Origin of the sequence: Burkholderia sp. AU18528, assembly GCF_002223215.2 — a bacterium.
GTDB lineage: Bacteria > Pseudomonadota > Gammaproteobacteria > Burkholderiales > Burkholderiaceae > Burkholderia > Burkholderia semiarida.
In genome coordinates this window covers 486,045-504,851 of the sequence record NZ_NKFC02000009.1, presented here as the reverse complement: position 1 = coordinate 504,851, position 18,807 = coordinate 486,045, and the positions used below count along the sequence as shown (strand labels likewise).

Annotated in this window: 15 protein-coding genes; 10 read left to right on the top strand and 5 right to left on the bottom strand. The window is 68.5% G+C overall.

From position 1 onward, the window contains the following. Nucleotides 1-17: 17 nt before the first annotated feature. From CFB52_RS32985 to CFB52_RS32975, 3 genes are all read right to left on the bottom strand, one after another. Complete coding sequence (locus tag CFB52_RS32985; RefSeq protein ID WP_099318513.1) at nt 18-1,463, bottom strand: aldehyde dehydrogenase; 1,446 nt, start codon at nt 1,461-1,463, stop codon at nt 18-20. Between the two features lie 252 nt (nt 1,464-1,715). After that, nucleotides 1,716-3,155 carry an APC family permease gene (locus tag CFB52_RS32980; protein WP_059577807.1) on the bottom strand — a complete coding sequence of 480 codons (1,440 nt, stop codon included), beginning with the start codon at nt 3,153-3,155 and terminating at the stop codon, nt 1,716-1,718. A 283-nt stretch (nt 3,156-3,438) separates the two neighbouring features. Next, nucleotides 3,439-4,383: a helix-turn-helix domain-containing protein gene (locus CFB52_RS32975; RefSeq protein WP_059577810.1), complete on the bottom strand. Its 945-nt coding sequence runs from the start codon at nt 4,381-4,383 to the stop codon at nt 3,439-3,441. Between the two features lie 568 nt (nt 4,384-4,951). Here CFB52_RS32975 and CFB52_RS32970 point away from each other — a divergent pair. Beyond that, nucleotides 4,952-6,280, top strand: coding sequence for an MFS transporter (locus CFB52_RS32970; protein WP_059577812.1), 1,329 nt, complete (start codon nt 4,952-4,954; stop codon nt 6,278-6,280). Nucleotides 6,281-6,305: 25 nt separating this feature from the next. Here CFB52_RS32970 and CFB52_RS32965 read toward each other — a convergent pair whose 3' ends face one another. Continuing rightward, the gene (locus tag CFB52_RS32965) at nt 6,306-7,019 is read right to left on the bottom strand and encodes a FadR/GntR family transcriptional regulator (RefSeq protein ID WP_059577814.1); all 714 of its coding nucleotides are present in this window, start codon (nt 7,017-7,019) and stop codon (nt 6,306-6,308) included. Nucleotides 7,020-7,252: 233 nt separating this feature from the next. On the opposite strand from CFB52_RS32965, the gene CFB52_RS32960 reads away from it, so the two are divergent. The 9 genes from CFB52_RS32960 to CFB52_RS32920 are packed head-to-tail and all read left to right on the top strand — an operon-like array spanning nt 7,253 to nt 16,858. Continuing rightward, nucleotides 7,253-8,797, top strand: coding sequence for a sugar ABC transporter ATP-binding protein (locus tag CFB52_RS32960; protein ID WP_099318512.1), 1,545 nt, complete (start codon nt 7,253-7,255; stop codon nt 8,795-8,797). Then, nucleotides 8,790-9,821: an ABC transporter permease gene (locus tag CFB52_RS32955; RefSeq protein ID WP_099318511.1), complete on the top strand. Its 1,032-nt coding sequence runs from the start codon at nt 8,790-8,792 to the stop codon at nt 9,819-9,821. Before CFB52_RS32960 ends, CFB52_RS32955 begins: the two co-directional genes overlap by 8 nt. A gap of 42 nt (nt 9,822-9,863) precedes the next feature. Then, nucleotides 9,864-10,814, top strand: coding sequence for an ABC transporter substrate-binding protein (locus CFB52_RS32950; RefSeq protein WP_059577823.1), 951 nt, complete (start codon nt 9,864-9,866; stop codon nt 10,812-10,814). Nucleotides 10,815-10,850: 36 nt separating this feature from the next. Beyond that, nucleotides 10,851-11,867 carry an aldo/keto reductase gene (locus CFB52_RS32945; RefSeq protein WP_099318510.1) on the top strand — a complete coding sequence of 339 codons (1,017 nt, stop codon included), beginning with the start codon at nt 10,851-10,853 and terminating at the stop codon, nt 11,865-11,867. Continuing rightward, nucleotides 11,864-12,739, top strand: a complete 876-nt coding sequence (locus CFB52_RS32940; RefSeq protein ID WP_099318509.1) for an amidohydrolase — start codon at nt 11,864-11,866, stop codon at nt 12,737-12,739. Before CFB52_RS32945 ends, CFB52_RS32940 begins: the two co-directional genes overlap by 4 nt. A 22-nt stretch (nt 12,740-12,761) precedes the next feature. Beyond that, nucleotides 12,762-13,772, top strand: a complete 1,011-nt coding sequence (locus tag CFB52_RS32935; protein WP_099318508.1) for a zinc-binding alcohol dehydrogenase family protein — start codon at nt 12,762-12,764, stop codon at nt 13,770-13,772. 31 nt (nt 13,773-13,803) lie between these two features. Further along, nucleotides 13,804-14,985: a D-mannonate oxidoreductase gene (locus tag CFB52_RS32930; protein WP_099318507.1), complete on the top strand. Its 1,182-nt coding sequence runs from the start codon at nt 13,804-13,806 to the stop codon at nt 14,983-14,985. Next, nucleotides 14,982-16,505, top strand: coding sequence for a UxaA family hydrolase (locus CFB52_RS32925; RefSeq protein ID WP_099318506.1), 1,524 nt, complete (start codon nt 14,982-14,984; stop codon nt 16,503-16,505). Before CFB52_RS32930 ends, CFB52_RS32925 begins: the two co-directional genes overlap by 4 nt. A gap of 56 nt (nt 16,506-16,561) precedes the next feature. Further along, on the top strand, nt 16,562-16,858 hold the full coding sequence (locus tag CFB52_RS32920; RefSeq protein WP_257220855.1) for a hypothetical protein: 297 nt from the start codon (nt 16,562-16,564) through the stop codon (nt 16,856-16,858). Here the strand turns inward: CFB52_RS32920 and CFB52_RS32915 are convergent. After that, the gene (locus tag CFB52_RS32915) at nt 16,839-18,800 is read right to left on the bottom strand and encodes a phosphatase PAP2 family protein (protein ID WP_099318505.1); all 1,962 of its coding nucleotides are present in this window, start codon (nt 18,798-18,800) and stop codon (nt 16,839-16,841) included. The genes CFB52_RS32920 and CFB52_RS32915 overlap by 20 nt on opposite strands. Nucleotides 18,801-18,807 lie beyond the last annotated feature (7 nt).

The window sequence follows — 18,807 nt, the reverse complement described above, 5'->3', positions numbered from 1 at the left end:
CGGTGCGCGCCGTCGGGTCACAGGGCTGCGGTGACGATCTTTTCCTCGAGGTACGCATCGAGCGCGGCCTTCGACAGGTCGCGCCCGATCCCGCTTTGCTTGGTGCCGCCCCACGGCAGGCGTGCGTCGATCGGGCTCCACGCGTTGATCGCGACCGCGCCGACGTCGAGCCGTTCGGCGACGCGGTGCGCGGTGCCGACGTCCTGCGTCCACACCGAGGCGGACAGACCGAACGGCGTGTCGTTGGCGATGCGAACGGCGTCGTCCTCGGTGTCGAACGGCATGACCATGCCGACCGGGCCGAATACCTCGTCGCGGGCGATCCGCATGCCCGGATGGACGCCGCCCAGAATCGTCGGGCGCATGAAGCACCCGCGCGGCGGCACCTGTTCGTCGCCGGCGAGCATCACCGCCCCTTCGGCGAGCGCGCCGTCGACGAGCGCTCGCACGCGTGCGAGGTGCCGCGGGTTGATGAGCGCGCCCATCTGCACGCCGGGCTCCGATGGCGGACCGACGCGCATCGCCCGGGCCGCGTCGGCAAGCCGTTCTTCGAGCGCCTGGGCGATCGAGCGGTGCGCGAGCACGCGCGAGCCGGCCGCGCACGTCTGCCCCTGGTTCGCGAACATGCCGGCCATCAGCGACGGAATCGCACGGTCGAGATCGGCGTCCGCGAAGACGATCTGCGCGGCCTTGCCGCCGAGTTCCAGCGTGACGCGCTTGAAGGTCCTTGCTGCCACGCCCGCGATCGCGCGGCCGACTTCGGTGCTGCCGGTGAAACTGATCTTGCTCACGAGCGGGTGCGCGACCAGCGCGGCGCCGACTTCCGCGCCCACGCCGTGGACGATGTTGACGACCCCGGCGGGAAGGCCGGCTTCGCAGACGAGTTCGCCGAGCCGGGCGACGGCCAGCGGCGTGTCCTCCGACGGCTTGACGACCACCGGGCAGCCGGCCGCCAGCGCCGGCGCGAGCTTCCACACGGCGATCATCAACGGCGCGTTCCACGGGATGATCAGACCGGCGACGCCCACCGGCGCACGCCGCGTGTAGCTGAGCGTCGGGCGGCCCATGAAGCCGTCGGTCGGAATCGTGCGGCCCTCGAGCTTGTCGGCCCAGCCGACGAAGTAGCGCAGCGTGTCGATGCACATCGGGAGGTCCATCATGCGCATCTCGGCAAGCGGACGTCCCTGTTCGACGGCCAGCAATTCCGTCAGCGCATCGGCGTCGCGCTCGACCAGGTCCGCCAGCCGAAGCAGCCAGCGGGCGCGGGCCGCGCCGCCCGCGCGCGCCCAGGCGTCGTCTTGCAGCGCCGCGTGCGCGGCGCGCACCGCGCGATCGACGTCCTCGGCGGTCGATGCGGGCACGGCGGCCACGTAGTCGCCGGTCGCCGGCGCCAGTTTGTCGAAGGTGCGGCCGGCCGCTGCGTCGCAATGCCTGCCGTCGATCAGATTCTGAATTTTCATCATGGTGTCCGTGTTTCCAGGGGCGAATCGTCGGGCGGAACGGGGCGGCGGCGGGGGCGGCCGCCGCCGTGCTGCTTCGACGTCGCCTTTACTGTATGTCGATGGAATCGCGCGCCTTGTCCGCTATCGGCAACCGTTGCGGCGCGATCGGGATAGGGAATACCCGTGCCGGCGCGACACGTCGCATGGCGCGTGGGCGGCGGGAAAGCGTCGGGGCGGCGACGGGACGGCGGTGCGGCACCGTCCGGGCGGCGGTTATTGGACGGCGCGTCCGAGTGCGCGGTACAGGTCGGGGTCGCTGCGTTTCAACCGCAGCGCGGCGCGGATGCCGAGCGCGCCGACGGCGGCGAGGAAATACGGAAACATCGCGACGAAGGTCGAATCCGATCCGCTCAGCACCGACAGGTTGCGCACGACCAGCACGAGGCAGGCGCCGAGCGCGATCACGCTGACGAGCGGCGCGATCAGGCGGTGCACGAGGCTGGCGTCCCGATGGTCGCGCGCGAAGAACGCGATCACCGAGGCCGCCACCAGGATCTGCACCGCGATGATGCCGATCGTGGCCAGCGCGCTCATCCACGAGAACACGACCGCGAACGGGTCGAGGCGAAAGGCCGCCGATCCGGCGATGGCCGCGAGCGCGATCAGCGTCTGCACCTTGCCGGCGACGTCCGGGCAACGATGCACGGGGCACGTATGGCCGAGCTTGCGCCACAGCACGCGTTCGCGGCCCATCGCGTAGAAATAGCGCGTGATCGTGTTGTGGAACGACAGGATGGCCGCGAACAGGCTCGTGACGAGCAGGACGTTCATCGCGTCCGTCGCGATGCCGCCGAGCAGTCGACCGCTGACGGCGAACCAGAGGTTGGCCGGATCGCGTGCGGCCTGCGCGGCGATCGCGCGCTCGCCCCAGGCCTCGACGATCGCCCACGACGACAGCGCGTAGAACGCCATGATGAGGATCACGGCCACGTACGTGGCGCGCGGAATCGTGCGCTTCGGGTCGCGCGCCTCCTCGGAGAAGATCGCCGTGGCCTCGAAGCCCATGTACGAGCCGAGCACGAACACGAGCGCGGTGCCGAGCCCGGGCGCGAACACCATTGCCGGGCTGAACGGTTTCGCGCTGAAGCCGCCGGCGCTCGCGCCGTGCGCGATGATCGCGAGATCGAGCAGCATCACGATCGCGATCTCGCCGATCATCAGCATGCCGAGCAGCCGGCCGCTGAACTCGATGCGTCGCGCACCGCAGAAGTGCACGGCGACGACGCATGCGAGCGCGAATGCCCACCACGGCACGTCGACGCCGTAGTGCCGCTGGATGCTGTCGTTCAGGAAGAAGCCGAACATGCAGTAGATCGCGATCTGCACGGCGTTGTACGCGACGATCGCGACGAACGCGCCGCCCACGCCGGCGGGGCGCCCGAGCCCGTTCGCGATGTAGGCATAGAATGCGCCCGCATTGGAGATGTGCCGGCTCATCGCCGCATAGCCGATGCTGAAGATCAGGTACATGACGCCCGCCAGCACGAAGACGCCGGGCACGCCGGGGCCGTTGCCGAGCGAGAACGCCGCGGGCGTCGCGCCGACCATCGCGGTGAGCGGCGCGGCCGCGGCGACGACGAAGAAAACGATGTGTGAAAGTCCGACGGCGTTCTTGCCGAGCCCCGCTTCGGACCGGGGTGACGATTCGTTCATGAGTAGTCCCGCTGGCCGGATCGTCCGTCAGGAATCGACACCGGCATGCCTGATCGATATCCCCGTGCCGCGCGCCGATGCTGACGAGCCGGCAATCGCTGCCGACGTTCATCGACGACACGGGTATGCGCTTGGACGGCCGCTCCATGCGGTGCAGCGGGCATGCGAGCGGAGCCGACGACAAAATTTACGGTGCCGAAAACACGGGCGTTGTCCGTTATCGGCAATCCGCATGCACCACGCGGCAGGGGATTACCCGGATGAGGCGGCGCGTGCGGTGCGCTCAGCTCAGCCGCGGCGTGTGCGACGGCAACTCGTGGAAATGCTGGTGGTAATACGCGGAGAAACGCCCGAAATGGCAAAAGCCGAATTGCGCTGCCGCGTCGCCGATCCGCATCGTCTCGGGCGTCGTCATCAGGAAGCGCCGCACCGCGTTCAGCCGGATCGAGCGGAGGTAGGCGGTCGGCGTGGTGCCGACCACGTTCTGGAAGCTGTATTGCAGCGTGCGGCGGCTGATTCGGAGGTGGTGACAGAGATCGATGACCGTCGGCACGTCGTCGCACTCCAGCGCGATTTCCTGGCTGCGGCGAACGATGTAGCTTTGCGTCGACGCCGACGGCAGCGCACCGGCATCCGGGTCGTCGGGCTGCACGAGGTCGAGCAGGATGCCGACCACACTGTGCGCGAGCACGCGTTCGTCGAACGCATCGCGCGCGGTGAGCGAGTCGCCGTCGAGCGCTTGGCGCAGCACGCGCTCGAGGCCGTCCAGCGCATTGCCGTAGCGTGCGGGCGAGATCGGCAGCACCGGCTGCTTCAGGATGCGGGCGGGCAGGTTCGCGAGTTCGTCCAGTTCGCGATCGGCGGTGAGCGTGCGGTCGATCGTGAAGGCGAGCACCTCGGTGTCGCACGGCAGGTGGGCGACGAATTCCTCGCCGCCGCGCAAGGTCAGCAGGCTCGGTCGCTCGACGGTGCGACCCTGGACCACGGGCGCGACCGCGCTGGCGATCGGCAGCGCGAAGCAGAGCCGGCCGCGCGGCGCGAGGCCGTGCTGCATCACGCGCTGGTTGATGCGTTCGCGAAAGACGTGGAAACGCTGGCCGGCGACCTGACGCAGCGTGGTCGTGGCGGTGCCCGGACTGATCTGGTCGTAGTGCTGCGACCAGTTCACGATCGCCTGGGAATGGAGGAACACATCGGAGAAGCACAGTGTTTCAGCGTGCAGGTTCATGGCGTGGCTAACGCATTCCGTCTGAAATTCGATGCCGGCCGAAGCCGGCCCATGTTGCCCGGGCGCGGGCAGCGCGCTCGCGCCATGCGCGCGGGTCGACTGGACTCGCCCGGATGGACGGCTTCCGAAGGCGCCGTGCCACGCGGCTAGTCCCGCCGACGATCATATCCAGAAAAAAACACCGGGTGACGCGATCGAAACCCGATCGGCGCTCGCTTGAAGGATGTTTTTGCAAATCTCATTATAGGGGATTGAATTTATCTTTATGGTGGGGTTTACATAGGGTGCGACGTGAGACCTTGCAGTAAGGGCAAAGCAGCGATTGGATGAGCATTGACCCGGTGCTTTCTTAAAAATCTGACGAATGTGGGTTGGAGGCATGACACGGTTAGCGTCCGAGGCGTTTTCTCGTGTTAACTACCAATGAATCCCGAATTGTGAGATTCGTATAATTCCCTCGCGACGCTTCGCGCAGCCTCTGTGCGCGCAACGCGTGGCGGCGCCACCGACGGCGGCCGTGAGCAACCCACGCGACGGCCGACGCATGTCCACATACCGGGAGCGGTCCATGTCCGAGTCACCCCCTGCCGTCTTGTATCGCCGGATCGCGCTGCGCGTGATTCCGTTTCTGTTCCTCTGCTACGTCGTCAACTTCGTCGATCGCGTCAACATCGGGTTCGCCAAGCTGCAGTTCCTGCAGGACCTCGGCTTGAGCGAAGCCGTATTCGGCTCCGCGACGGCGATCTTCTTCATCAGTTACGCCGCGTTCGAGGTGCCGAGCAATCTGGTGCTCGCGCGCATCGGCGCGAGCCGCACGCTCATGCGAATCATGGTGCTGTGGGGGCTTTGCACGGTGGCGCAGATGTTCGTGACCGGCAGCGTGTCGCTGTACGTGGTGCGCTTTCTGCTCGGCGCCGCCGAGGCCGGCTTCTTTCCGGGCCTGATCCTGTACCTGTCGTACTGGTTTCCGGATACGGTGCGCGCCCGTGTCAACAGCGTGCTGCTGCTCGCGGTGCCGGTCGCCGGCATGATCGGCGGGCCGCTGTCCGGCTGGATCATGGCGCACATGCAGGACGCGATGGGCATGCGCGGATGGCAGTGGCTGTTTCTGATCGAGGGATTGCCGGCCATCGCGCTCGGGCTGGTTGCGCTGCTGATGCTGAGCGACCGGCCGGAACAGGCGGCATGGCTGTCGCCTGCGGATCGGCGGGCGCTGTTGCGCGATCTCGACGCGGATCGGGCCGCGGCAGTGGTCGGCCATGATGGGGCCCGCGTGCTCGACATCGTTCGCAACGGTCGCGTGCTCGGGCTTGCCGCGATCTATTTCTGCGTCTACGTCGGGATGGGGACGGTGACGTTCTGGTCGCCCACGGTGCTGAAGGCGGCCGGGGTGTCGAGCGTCTCCGGAATCGGTTGGTTGTCCGGACTGATTTCCGTATTCACGATGATCGGCAACGTGGCGATCGCATGGAGTTCCGACCGATACGGCGAGCGCCGATGGCATACGGTGGCCTGCATGCTCGTCACCGCGTGCGGTTTGCTGCTTCTGCGCTTCTCGGTCGGCCACGTCTGGATCACCGTGACCTTGCTTGCGATCGCGCAGTTGTGCGCATTCACCGTGCCGATCGTTTTCTGGACGATTCCGGCGGCCCAACTGACCGGCCGCGCGGCGGCGGCGGGCATCGCGGTGATCAGCATGCTCGGTTCGCTCGGCGGCGCGTTCAGTTCGTGGCTGGTCGGTGCCCTGTTCGTGCGTACCGGCGCGCCGTATGCCGGGTTCGGCGTGGTCGCGGGGCTGCTGGTGGTCGGCTCGGTGCTGGTGACGAGCCTAGTGCCGCGCACGCTGCCGCCGCGCCGCACGGCGAGCGATCGGGCAGCGTTGCAGGGCGTTGAATAGCGCGTTGCCGGCGCCCGTGCGCCGGTCAATCCGGCTCCGAATCCGGCTCGGCTTTCAGCCCGCCCTCGATCCACCGCGCTTCGGACGCGCGAAGATGCGCGCGAATGGCCGTCTGGGCCGCGATCGGATCGCCGGCCTGCAGCGCGAGCAGCACGTCCTCGTGCTCACGCACGGCGGCGGTCCACGTCTGCGGATTTTCCGCGTGGCCGCGCATGGCGGCCGCGATCGGGTCGTGACGGCTGTCGAACAGCTCGCCGACGAAGCGGGTGAGCACCGAATTGCCGGCGGCTTCCGCGATCAGCATGTGGAATTGCCGGTCGGCCTCGACGGGCGATTTGCCGGCCTCCGCGAGCCGCTTCATGCGCTGAACCGTGCGGCGCAGGCGTTCGAGCATCGCGGCCGTCATCCGTGCGGCGGCCAGCGCGGCCACGCTGCCTTCGACGGCCGCGCGGGCCTGCATCAATTCCGACGGACTGTCGCCGAGCGTGGCCATCGGGCCGACGGCGTCGGCCGCCGTGTCGCGGACATAGACGCCGGAGCCCATCCGGATTTCGATCTGGCCGCCGATTTCCAGCGCGATCAGCGCCTCGCGAAGCGACGGACGCGATACGCCGAGCGTCAGTGCCAGCTCGCGCTCTGGCGGCAGCCGCTCGCCGATCGCGAATTCGCCCTGGCGAATCAACGCGACGATCTGGGCCGCGACCGATTGGTAAAGCCGCTTGGGTTCTGTCGATTTCATCCGATCGATTGAGGTCAATGCGCTCTCGGCACAAGCGCCTGTCGCGGAGTCTATCACGCCTGCTTCATCGCCCCATGCAGCGGCTCATTCAGCCGGGTGTCCGGGTTTTTACCATTGGTAAGATCAGATTGAAATAGATAAATTGGCTTGACCAAAACGGGTTTGATTGCTGTAATTCATCCAAATTGGACTGACCAGGCGAAGCCGAGGTCGATCCGCCTCAAGGAGACGCAATGGCAATGCCTCGCAATCTGCCCGGTCAGGCCGCACAGGACGAAGCGGACCGGGAGATCCTGCGCCTGGACGGGATTCGCAAGCGCTTCCCGGGCGTCGTCGCGCTCGACGGCATTCGCCTCGATCTGCGCCGCGGCGAGGTGCATGCGGTGTGCGGCGAAAACGGCGCGGGCAAATCCACGCTGATGAAGATCATCAGCGGCCAGTACCTGCCCGACGAGGGCGTCGTTCACTATCGCGGCGCGCCGGTGCGGTTTCGTTCGGCGTCCGAAGCGCAGGCGGCCGGCATCGCGATCATTCACCAGGAGCTCAATCTCGTCCCCCACCTGAGCGTGGCGGAGAACCTGTTCCTCGCACGCGAGCCGCGGCGCGGGCCATTCGTCGACGCGAAACGCATGAATGCGGATGCGGCGCGCTGCATCGCGCGAATCGGCCTGAACGTCGCGCCGACCACGAAGGTCGGCGTGCTGTCCATCGCGCAGCAGCAGATGGTCGAGATCGCGAAGGCGCTGTCGCTCGATGCGCGCGTGCTGATCATGGACGAACCCACGTCGTCGCTGACGGAAGCGGAAACGGTGCAGCTCTTTCGCATCATCGAGGAACTGCGCGCCGACGGCGTGGCGATTCTGTATATCTCGCACCGGCTCGACGAAATGGCGCAGATCGTCGATCGCGTGACCGTGCTGCGCGACGGGCGCCACATCTCGACGGACGATTTCGCCGACGTCAGCATCGACGACATCGTCGCGCGCATGGTCGGACGCACGCTCGACGATGCGTATCCGTCGCGGCAGTCGGTGCCGACGGACGACGTGCTGCTCGACGTGCGGGACCTGCGCCGCGACGGCGTGTTCGGGCCGGTCTCGTTCGCGCTGCGCCGCGGCGAGATCCTGGGTTTCGCGGGATTGATGGGGGCCGGACGCACCGAGATCGCCCGCGCGATCTTCGGCGCGGATCGCCCGGACGGCGGCACGATCGCGCTGCACGGCCGGCCCGTGACGATCCGCTCGCCGCGCGAGGCGATCCGGCACGGCATCGCGTATCTGTCGGAGGACCGCAAGAAGGAGGGGCTCGCGCTGCCGATGCCCGTCGCGGCGAACCTCACGCTCGCGAACGTGCGCGGCATCGCGTCGCGCTTCGGATTCCTGCGCTTCGACGACGAGCTCGACGTCGCGCGTCGCTACGTGCAGGACCTCGCGATTCGCACGCCGTCCGTGCACCAGCGCGTGCGCAACCTGTCCGGCGGCAACCAACAGAAGGTCGTCATCGGCAAATGGCTGTACCGCGGCTCGAAGATCCTGTTCTTCGACGAGCCGACGCGCGGCATCGACGTCGGTGCGAAATTCGCGATCTACGGGCTGATGGACCGGCTCGCCGCCGACGGCGTCGGCGTCGTGCTGATCAGCTCGGAATTGCCCGAACTGCTCGGCATGACCGACCGGATCGCCGTCTTTCACGAAGGTCGAATGACCGCATTGCTCGACACGAAACACACCAGTCAGGAGGAGATCATGCACTACGCGTCGGGGCGTTCCCATGCTTGAAATGACATCCGATCGAAGCCAGGCCGACGAGCGGGCGGCGCGACAGCGGCGGCGCGACCTGATCCAGAAATTCGCGGCGCTCGGCAGCCTCGTCGTGCTCGTGTTCGCGTTCTCGATATCGAGCGCGGCGTTCTTCTCGGTCGACAACCTGATGACCGTCGGCCTGCAGGTCACGTCCATCGCCTATCTGGGCGTGGCCGCCACCTGCGTGATCATCACGGGCGGCATCGACCTGTCGGTCGGCTCGGTGCTCGCGCTGGCCGGCGTGTGCGCGGCGCTGCTCGTCAAGGCCGGCGCGCCGGTGCCTGCCGCGATGGCGGCCGGCATCCTGGTCGGTGCGCTATGCGGGCTCGTCAACGGCATCTGCGTGACGCGCATGGGCCTGCCGCCGTTCATCGCGACGCTCGGCATGATGCTCGTCGCGCGCGGCATCGCGCTCCAGATCACGGGCGCGCGGCCCGTCTCGGATCTCGGCGACGCGTTCGGCGCGCTCGGCAACGGCGCGCTGCTGCGGATCTCGCGCATCGGCGCGGACGGCTTCCCCGACACGACGTTTCCCGGCATCCCGTATCCGGTCGTGATCATGGTCGTGCTGTTCGTCGTGGTGTCCGTGCTGCTGTCGAGAACGTCGCTCGGCCGTCATATCTACGCGGTCGGATCGAACGCGGAAGCCGCGCGGCTGTCGGGCGTGAACGTGCAGGGCGTGAAGCTGTTCACCTACGTGCTGTCCGGCGCGCTCGCAGGCGTGACCGGCTGCGTGCTGATGTCGCGGCTCGTCACCGGGCAGCCGAACGAGGGCGTGATGTACGAACTCGACGCCATCGCCAGCTCGGTCATCGGCGGCACGTCGCTGATGGGCGGCGTCGGCACGATTTCGGGCACGGCGATCGGCGCGTTCGTGATCGGCGTGCTGCGCAACGGCCTGAACATGAACGGCGTGTCGAGCTTCATCCAGCAGATCATCATCGGCGTCGTGATCCTGGGCACGGTGTGGATCGACCAGTTGCGCAATCGCCGGCCCTGACCGGCGGCAAGCAGTCCCTACCAACGAGAAGCGGAGCGAGACATGAACAAATCCATCCTGCTGGCGGCATCGGCGTGCGTGTTCGCGGCGGCGTGCAACAGCGGCGCGTATGCGGCGGGCGGCGAGATCGCCGTGATCGTCAAGACGGTCAATTCGAACTACTGGCAGAACGTGCAGAAAGGCGCGAAGGCGGCGCTCGACGGCGCCAAGGGCTACACGATGACGTTCCAGGGGCCGGCGGCCGAGTCCGACATCAGCGGGCAGGTCAACATGGTCGACAACGCGGTCACGCGTCACGTGGCGGGCATCGTGCTCGCGCCGTCCGATCCCGATGCGCTCGTGCCCGCGATCAAGAAGGCCTGGGAAGCGCACATTCCCGTCGTGCTGATCGACTCGGCCATCTCGGATGCCGGCAAGCCGTACTACCAGGCGTTCCTGTCGACCGACAACGAGAAGGCCGGCGCGTTGTGCGCGAAGGCGCTGATCGATCGCGTCGGGCAGTCCGGCAAGATCGCGATCATGTCGTACGTGCCGGGCGCGGGGTCCGAGGTCAGCCGCGTCGGCGGGTTCCGCAAGTACATCGAGAGCCATTCGAAGCTGCAGATCGTCGGCCCGTACTACTCGCAATCGCAAATGGCGACCGCGCTGAACCAGACGACCGACGTGCTGTCGGCGAACCCCGACCTGAAGGGCATCTTCGGCGCGAACGAGCCGACCGCGGTCGGCATGGGCCGCGCGCTGAAGCAGTCGGGCAAGGCGGGCAAGGTCGTGGCGATCGGCTTCGACGGCAACGAGGACCTGCAGGGCTTCGTGCGCGACGGCACCGTGCAGGCGATCGCCGTGCAGGGTTCGTGGCAGATGGGGAACCAGGGCGTGCGCACGGCGCTCGACGTGATCGAGCGCAAGCCCGCGCCGAAGCTGATCGATACCGGCGTCGTGATGGTCGACAAGCAGAACCTCGATTCGCAGGCGGCGAAGAATGTCCTGTACTGATCGCCCGTGCCGCTTTCCCGCATCGAGTCGTCACGCATGAACGCGAACGATACGCGCACCTTGCCGCGCAGCGGGCTGACGGTGTCCGCGCTCGGTCTCGGCTGCTCGCAGCTCGGCGGCCTGTATCGGCCGATGTCGGCGGCCGACGCGGCCGCGCTCGTCGACGCCGCGTGGGCGGCCGGCCTGCGCTATTTCGACACCGCGCCGTATTACGGCTACACGCTGTCCGAGCGGCGCGTGGGCGCGGGGCTCGCCCCGCGCGCGCGCGGCGCCTTCACGCTCAGCACGAAGGTCGGGCGGCTGATGCGCGCCGACCCGAGCGTGCGGCCGGGCGACGACGGCTGGGCCGAGCCGCTGCCGTTCCGGCCCGTCTACGACTACAGCTACGACGGCATCCTGCGCTCGTACGAGGACAGCCGGCAACGGCTCGGGCTCGCGCGGATCGACATGCTGTACGTGCACGACATCGGTGCGATGACGCATGGCGATCGTCATGCGCACTACTGGGAACAGTTGACCCGCGGCGGCGGGTTTTGCGCGCTGGAGGCGCTGCGCTCGGGCGGCGAGATCGGCGCGTTCGGTCTTGGCGTGAACGAGTGGGAAGTCGCGGCCGACGCGCTGAACGAAGCGGCGCTCGACGCCGTGCTGCTGGCCGGCCGCTACACGCTGCTCGAACAGACGGCGCTCGAACCGCTGCTCGACGCGTGCGCCCGTGACGGGACGGCGATCGTGATCGGCGGCGTGTTCAATTCCGGCGTGCTCGTCGGCAACGGCAAGTTCAACTATGCGGACGCGAGCGCCGACGTGATCGACAAGGCGACGCGCCTGGGCGCGCTGTGCAGGCGCTTCGACGTGCCGCTTCCCGCCGCCGCCTTGCAGTTTCCGTTCGGCCATCCGGCCGTCGTGTCGTGCGTGATCGGCGCGCGCAGCGTGGCGCAGTTGAAGCAGAACATCGAATGGCTCGAGCGCCCCGCGCCGGCCGAACTGTGGGCTGCGTTGCGCGACGAAGGCTTGATCGACGCGCGCGCGCCGGTTCCGGGAGCACGTGCATGACCGTGCGCATCGATTCCCATCAGCACTACTGGCGAATCGGCGCGCGGGCCGGCTGCTGGCCGCCGGCCGAGCTCGACGCGATTCACCGGGATTTCGGCCCCGCCGATCTGGCGCCGCTGCTCGACGCCGCGCGTATCGACACCACCGTGCTCGTGCAATCGCTGCCGAGCGAAGCCGACACGCGCTTTCTGCTCGATCTCGCGGCCGACACCCCGACGGTCGGCGCCGTGGTCGGCTGGGTCGACCTGAAGGCCGACGACGCAGCGGCGCGGATCGCGGCATTTGCGGCCGCGCCGAAGGCGCGCGGCTTGCGCCCGATGCTGCAGGATCTGCCCGACGACGCATGGATCGACGATTCGCGGCTGGATTGCGCGGTCGCCGCGATGCTCGAGCACGCGCTGCGTTTCGATGCGCTGGTGATGCCGCGCCATCTCGATGCGCTGCACGCGTTCGCGCGACGCCATCGCGATCTGCCGATCGTGATCGATCACGGTGCGAAGCCGTTCATCGAGCGCGGCGAATTGCAGCCGTGGCTGTCGGCGATGCGCCGGCTCGCGAGCCTGCCGAATCTTCATTGCAAGCTGTCCGGCCTCTGGACGGAGGCCGGGCCGTCTGCCGGCCCGGACCTGGTGCGGGCGCGCACGCGGCCGTATGTCCACGCACTGGCCGACCTGTTCGGGCCGACGCGCCTGATGTGGGGCAGCGACTGGCCGGTGCTGCGGCTGGCGTCGGCGTGCGGCGGCTACGGCGACTGGCTGGCCGCGTGCGAGGACGATTGCGCGCGGTGGCTCGGCGCCGCGGCGCTGGACGGCCTCTTCGGCGGCAATGCATGCCGCTTCTACCGGATCGACACCGCACGCCACGACGAATGAACCCGAACGAAAGGAACCCGACATGCTCAGCGTGATTTGCGAATCCCCCGGCGTGCTGCGCGTGCAGCAGCGCGAACTGCCCGTGCGCGGCAGCGGCGAAGTGCTGTTGCGCGTGCAACGGGTCGGCATCTGCGGCACCGACCTGCACATCTTCACCGGCAACCAGCCTTACCTCGAATATCCGCGCGTGATGGGCCACGAGCTTTCCGCGGTCGTCGTCGAGGCGGAACCGGCGTCGGGGCTCGGCGCCGGCGACGCGGTGTACGTGATGCCGTATCTGTCGTGCGGACACTGCATCGCATGCCGTCACGGCAACACGAACTGCTGCGTGAACATCAAGGTGCTCGGCGTGCATCGCGACGGTGCGCTGGCCGAATACCTGAGCGTACCCGCGCAGTTCGTGCACAAGGCCGACGGCATTTCGCTCGATCAGGCGGCGATGCTGGAATTCCTCGCGATCGGCGCGCATGCGGTGCGCCGCGCGGACGTTCGCGCCGGGCAGCGGGCGCTGGTCGTCGGCGCCGGGCCGATCGGCATGGCCGCGATGATCTTCGCGAAACTGCGCGGCGCCGACGTCACGTGCCTCGACACGCGGGCGGATCGACTGGCGTTCTGCCGGCAGCATCTGGCCGTCGACGCGACGGTGGAGGTGGGCGCGGACGATACGGCGCGTCTCGCGGAATTGACGAACGGCGAGTATTTCGATGCGGTGTTCGACGCGACGGGCAACCTCGATGCGATGAATCGCGGCTTCGAGTTCGTCGCGCACGGCGGCAAATACACGTTGATCTCGATCGTGCGCGGGCACGTCGCGTTTTCGGATCCCGAATTCCACAAGCGGGAGACCACGCTGCTCGCGAGCCGCAATGCGACGGCCGAGGATTTCGCGACGGTGCTCGACGCGATGCGTGCCGGGCGCATTCCCGACCGCGCGCTGAACACGCACCGGATGCGGCTCGAGGACGTGCCGGACGCGCTTCCGCGGCTGCTGGAAGCGGGGCAGACCGTCGTGAAGGCGCTCGTCGAATGCTGAGCGATCGAATCCGGCACGCGGAGCGCACGCGATGACGCCGCCGATCCTGCAGTTCGGCACGAGCCGCTTCCTGCTGGCGCACGTCGACCTGTTCGTCTCCCAGGCGCTGGACGACGGCAACGCGACGGGCGGCATCGGCATCGTGCAGACGACCGGCAATCCGGCCAGCCGCGCGAGAATCGACGCGCTGCGCGCCACCGGTCGCTATCCGGTGCGGATTCGCGGGCGCGAGCACGGCGGTGTCGTCGACGAAATCGTCGAGTGCCACGCCGTGCATCGCGCGTGGGATGCCGAGCGCGACTGGGCGGAAATACGCGGCGCAGCGATCGAGACGGTGCGCGTGATCGTGTCGAATACCGGCGACGCAGGCTATCGCGCCGATCCGCGCGACGCCGCGGACCTGCTGGCCCGGCCGGAGCACGCGCCGCGCGGTTTTCCGGCGAAGCTGCTGGCGCTGCTGCATGCGCGCTGGCAGGCGCGGCCCGATGACGGTGTCACCATCCTGCCGTGCGAACTCGTGACGAACAACGGCGACACGCTGCGCGACATCGTAATGGGCCTCGCGCGCGCGTGGCGGCTGCCCGGCGCGTTCGCCGACTATCTGTGCAACCGCTGCGTGTGGGTCAACTCGCTCGTCGACCGCATCGTGTCTGAGCCGCTTCATCCGGTCGGCGCGGTCGCGGAGCCATACGCGCTGTGGGCGATCGAACGGCGTGCCGGCATGGCGCTGCCGTGCCGGCACGCGCAGATCGTCGTCACCGACGATTTGCGCAGCCACGAGCGCCTGAAGCTGTTCTTCCTCAATCTCGGGCACAGCTGGCTCGCGCAGCAGTGGCTCGAGGCGGGGCGCGACGCATCGGAGACGGTGCTGGACGCGATGAACGATGCGCGGCTACGCGACGGTCTCGAGGCCGTGTGGCGCGATGAAGTCGCGCCGGTATTCGTGGCGCTGGGCATGCGCGAAACGGCCGAACGCTACGTCGACAGCGTGCGCGAGCGTTTTCTCAATCCGTTTCTCGCGCATCGCATCGCCGATATCGCCGTCAATCATCGCGAGAAGGTGGCGCGGCGGATCGAGCCGTTGCTCGCGCTCGCGGATTCGCTGGCGCTGTCGGCCGGACAACCGCGCTTGCGGCAACTCGTCGCCCGCCATGAACCGGCGGCCGGCGCTCCGGCGGCCGGCATCGCAACGATAGGGAGAAATGCATCGTGAAGCAACCGGCAATCGTGATCCTTCACGGCGACGACAACGTCGCCGTCGCACTCGACGCGCTGGCGCCGGACGTGCCGATCGACGTGCGCGGCGCACCGCTGCGGCTGGCGGACGCGGTGCCGGCCGGCCACAAGGTCGCCACCGCGCCGATCGCGCGCGGCGACGCGATCGTCAAATGCGGCCAGCGGATCGGCATCGCGCTGCGCGACATCGCCGCCGGCGAGCACGTGCACGTGCACAACGTCGGGATGCCCGAGCGGCATGCGCACGATGACGGGCCCGCCGGCGACGCGCACGACGTTCCCGCGGATCGCCGCGACACCTTCGACGGATTCGTGCGGCCCGACGGCAGCGTGGGCACCCGCAACTACGTCGGCGTGATCGCGAGCGTCAACTGTTCGGCGAGCGTCTGTCATGCGATCGCCGATGCATACCGGCACGGCGCGCTCGATGCATTCGGCCATGTCGACGGCGTCGTCGCGATCACCCATCAGAGCGGCTGCGGCATGTCGGCGACCGGGGACGGCATCGAGCTGCTGAGGCGCACGCTCGTCGGCTATGCGCGCAACCCGAATTTCGCCGGCGTGCTGCTCGTGGGCCTCGGCTGCGAGGTCAACCAGGTCGGGGCGCTCGCGCAACGGCTCGACGCGGCGGCGCCCGGCACGGTGCGCACGCTGGTGATCCAGGACGAGGGCGGCGTGCGCGACACCGTCGCTCGCGGCGTGTCGATCGTGCGGGAGTTGGTGGAGGCGGCCGACGGCGCGCGGCGCAGCACCGTGCCGGCTTCGCGGCTGACGGTCGGCTTGCAATGCGGCGGCTCCGACGGCTACTCGGGCATCACCGCGAATCCGGCGCTCGGCGCGGCCGTCGACCTGCTGGTTCGCAACGGCGGCACCGCGATTCTGTCGGAGACGCCCGAGATCTACGGCGCCGAGCATCTGCTGATCGCGCGGGCGGCGTCGCGCGACGTGGCCGGGCGTCTGCTCGGCAGGTTGCAATGGTGGGAGCGCTACGTCGCCGACAACGGCGGAGAAATGAACAACAACCCGTCGCCCGGCAATCTCGCCGGCGGCATCACGACGATTCTCGAGAAGTCGCTCGGCGCGGTGTCGAAGGGCGGCCGCTCGCCGCTTCGCGCCGTCTACGATTATGCGGAGCCGGTGCGGCAAGCGGGGCTCGTGTTCATGGATACGCCCGGTTACGACCCGGTGTCGGCCACCGGGCAGATCGCCGGCGGCGCGAATCTCGTGTGCTTCACGACGGGCCGCGGTTCGGTGTTCGGCTCGAAGCCGGTGCCGACGATCAAGATCGCGACGACGAGCGGCCTGTTCGAGCGAATGCAATCGGACATGGATTTCGACAGCGGCGGGATCGTCGCCGGTTCGCTCACGGTCGACGAAGCGGGCGCGCGGCTGTTCCGGCTGATGCTCGACGTCGCGTCCGGACGACGATCGCGCAGCGAGGACAACGGCATCGGCGAACGCGAGTTCGTGCCGTGGCTGCGCGGCGCGGTCATGTGACGCTAGAGTCGGTGTGTGGCCTTGCGCGCAGTCGGACAGCGAAGGAGAAATCCGCGATGGAAACCAGCATGAGCGAGCCGGCGATCGGAGAAACCGGCCACGACGGCTCGCTGTCGGAACTGGAGAAGGGCTTGCTCGGCGAGGCGCTGCGCTTGCTCGCCGAGACCCGCGCGCGTGCGCTGGAACTCTGCGTCGAGGTGAGCCGGCGGCAGGGCGGCGCCGCGCCGGACGTCCACGATTTCAACCTGCCCACGATCATCGAACTGCAACGGCGCTTCGGTAGCCAGTCTCGCCCGTGGGCGGCGCCGTTGCAGGATCGATCTTCCGTGCCGGTCAGGCGGCCGACAGCGTGATCGACACGCCCGCCGCGGTGTAGACCGGCGTGGCCTTGAACCCGTCGACCGTCACCGTCGCGAACTTCGCGGCGGCCGCCGCGCCGTCGATCAGCGCGATGGTGTCGCCGGCCTTCGGCGCGTAGCCGTTCACGAATTTCACGTGCAGCGTGCCGCCCGCGATGGTGAGCGGCCCGCCCACGCGCAGACGTCCGCCGCCGTTGCCGTCGATGTCGAGTTCGAGCGTCGTGTTGTCGAGCTGCGTGTAGCGGGTGGCGACCGTCACCGGCGCGGCGGCCGCGATCCGCACGCTGCCGCCCGTGCCGACGTACACGTCGCCCTTGCCGAAAGCCGTCGCCGACGCGGCCGCCAGCGTGCCGCCGCTCACCTGCGTGCCGCCCGTGTAACCGTTGTTGCCCGCCAGCGTCAGCGTGCCGCTGCCCTGCAGCGTCAGCTTGCCGGCGCCTGAAACGTCGTTGCGCCATACGTCGGCGGCATTGAGCCCGCCCTGCGACGCATCCATCGATACGATCACGTTGCCGTTGAACGCACCGTAACCGTCGGCCGCCGCGAACAGGTTCAGGCGGCCCCAGCCTTCCGCGTCGTCCATCACCGGATAGCCGGACGGCAGCTCGGTCGTCTTCAGCACGACGCGCCGCTGGTCGGGGCTCAGGTACGGGAAGCGCGTCTGCAGCAGGATCTCCGCGCCCTTCGGCACGACCGGCGGCGCGTTCGTCGATTCGATCGCACCGAAGCCGAACGTCATGCGGCGCAGGAACGCGGCCTTGTTCGCCGCGTAGTCGGCGAAGCGGTCGGTGGCCGTCGTGCCCGAACGCGCGAATGCGGAGAACGTCGCGGCGCTCGTTCCCGTCAGTTGTTGCAGCGTCTGATGGGCTTGCGTGTAGGCAGCCTGCGCGTCGCCGGCGTACGCGGTCAGGTTCGCCGCGCTGACGGCCAGCGCGAGCATGCGCCCGCCGATCACGTCGAGCGGCGAATGCATGCCGGCGAGGATCCGGTTCTCGCCGAGCTCGAGGCCGCGGCTGATCATCTCCTGGAAGCGTTCCGGCACGAGCCACGCCATCGTCGTCGCATCGCGCATCGCTTCGGCCGTGTGGCCGCTGATGAAGCCGCCGTCGGTCGCGGGCGTCGCGCTTTCGGCCGGCACGAGCGTCGGCGCGACGACCACGCTCGTGCTCCAGCGGTACGGGCGCGCGTATTTGAAGAAGCGCTTCGACGGTTCGGTCGACGCGTTGTTGCCCATTTCGTTGAGCAGGTCGACGACCTTCCCGAAGCTGGCGTTGCCGCTACTGCTGCCGACGCCGACGTTGTTGCCGGCATCGTTGTACAGCACGGTCGTCGCATCGGTGGGCACGGTGGTGATGCTGGTCGTCTGCTGGGCGGCGGTTCGCCACGCGGCGGTGAGCGGGCCCATGCCGTCGGTCACGCTGTATCCCTTGCCGCGCCGGTCGTCGTAGTACGCGGCGTCGGCCTGTTGCGGCGTACGGGCGGTCGTCGCGTTGATCACGTACTGCACGTTGGCCGACAGCACCGCGTCGTTCAGGATCGTGCCGCACGGCACGCCGCTGTTCGGCAGCCCGGAGCAGGGCGATGGCGAGATGGCGGGGAACGCGCCGTTCGCCGGCGCGCTCACGCCCGCGTCGACCAGCATCGTCGCCGGTTGCCAGAGATCGAGGAAGCGGCTCAGCACGCGCACCGCGGCGTTGGTCGACAGCGTCGCATAGCGCGCGTCGCCGCGCTGGTTGGTCGCGACGTTGTCGACGAAAGCCGGCGCGCTCGGGATGGGCGCGCTGTCGACGAAGCCGGGGTCGGCGGGCGGCGCCGGAACGGCCGCGGCGATCGTGCCGGTCGACGCGACGTCGTCGCCGCCGCCGCAGGCAGCCAGTACGATCGCACTCGACAATGCCGCGACGTGCAGCGGGAAACGGCTTCGTGACGCAAACATGCAAGAC

What these genes read in the sequence shown, in the direction of transcription:
- CFB52_RS32985 (WP_099318513.1), bottom strand. Translation starts at nt 1,463, where the DNA reads ATGATGAAAATTCAGAATCTGATCGACGGCAGGCATTGCGACGCAGCG.
- CFB52_RS32980 (WP_059577807.1), bottom strand. Translation starts at nt 3,155, where the DNA reads ATGAACGAATCGTCACCCCGGTCCGAAGCGGGGCTCGGCAAGAACGCC.
- CFB52_RS32975 (WP_059577810.1), bottom strand. Translation starts at nt 4,383, where the DNA reads ATGAACCTGCACGCTGAAACACTGTGCTTCTCCGATGTGTTCCTCCAT.
- CFB52_RS32970 (WP_059577812.1), top strand. Translation starts at nt 4,952, where the DNA reads ATGTCCGAGTCACCCCCTGCCGTCTTGTATCGCCGGATCGCGCTGCGC.
- CFB52_RS32965 (WP_059577814.1), bottom strand. Translation starts at nt 7,019, where the DNA reads ATGAAATCGACAGAACCCAAGCGGCTTTACCAATCGGTCGCGGCCCAG.
- CFB52_RS32960 (WP_099318512.1), top strand. Translation starts at nt 7,253, where the DNA reads ATGGCAATGCCTCGCAATCTGCCCGGTCAGGCCGCACAGGACGAAGCG.
- CFB52_RS32955 (WP_099318511.1), top strand. Translation starts at nt 8,790, where the DNA reads ATGCTTGAAATGACATCCGATCGAAGCCAGGCCGACGAGCGGGCGGCG.
- CFB52_RS32950 (WP_059577823.1), top strand. Translation starts at nt 9,864, where the DNA reads ATGAACAAATCCATCCTGCTGGCGGCATCGGCGTGCGTGTTCGCGGCG.
- CFB52_RS32945 (WP_099318510.1), top strand. Translation starts at nt 10,851, where the DNA reads ATGAACGCGAACGATACGCGCACCTTGCCGCGCAGCGGGCTGACGGTG.
- CFB52_RS32940 (WP_099318509.1), top strand. Translation starts at nt 11,864, where the DNA reads ATGACCGTGCGCATCGATTCCCATCAGCACTACTGGCGAATCGGCGCG.
- CFB52_RS32935 (WP_099318508.1), top strand. Translation starts at nt 12,762, where the DNA reads ATGCTCAGCGTGATTTGCGAATCCCCCGGCGTGCTGCGCGTGCAGCAG.
- CFB52_RS32930 (WP_099318507.1), top strand. Translation starts at nt 13,804, where the DNA reads ATGACGCCGCCGATCCTGCAGTTCGGCACGAGCCGCTTCCTGCTGGCG.
- CFB52_RS32920 (WP_257220855.1), top strand. Translation starts at nt 16,562, where the DNA reads ATGGAAACCAGCATGAGCGAGCCGGCGATCGGAGAAACCGGCCACGAC.
- CFB52_RS32915 (WP_099318505.1), bottom strand. Translation starts at nt 18,800, where the DNA reads ATGTTTGCGTCACGAAGCCGTTTCCCGCTGCACGTCGCGGCATTGTCG.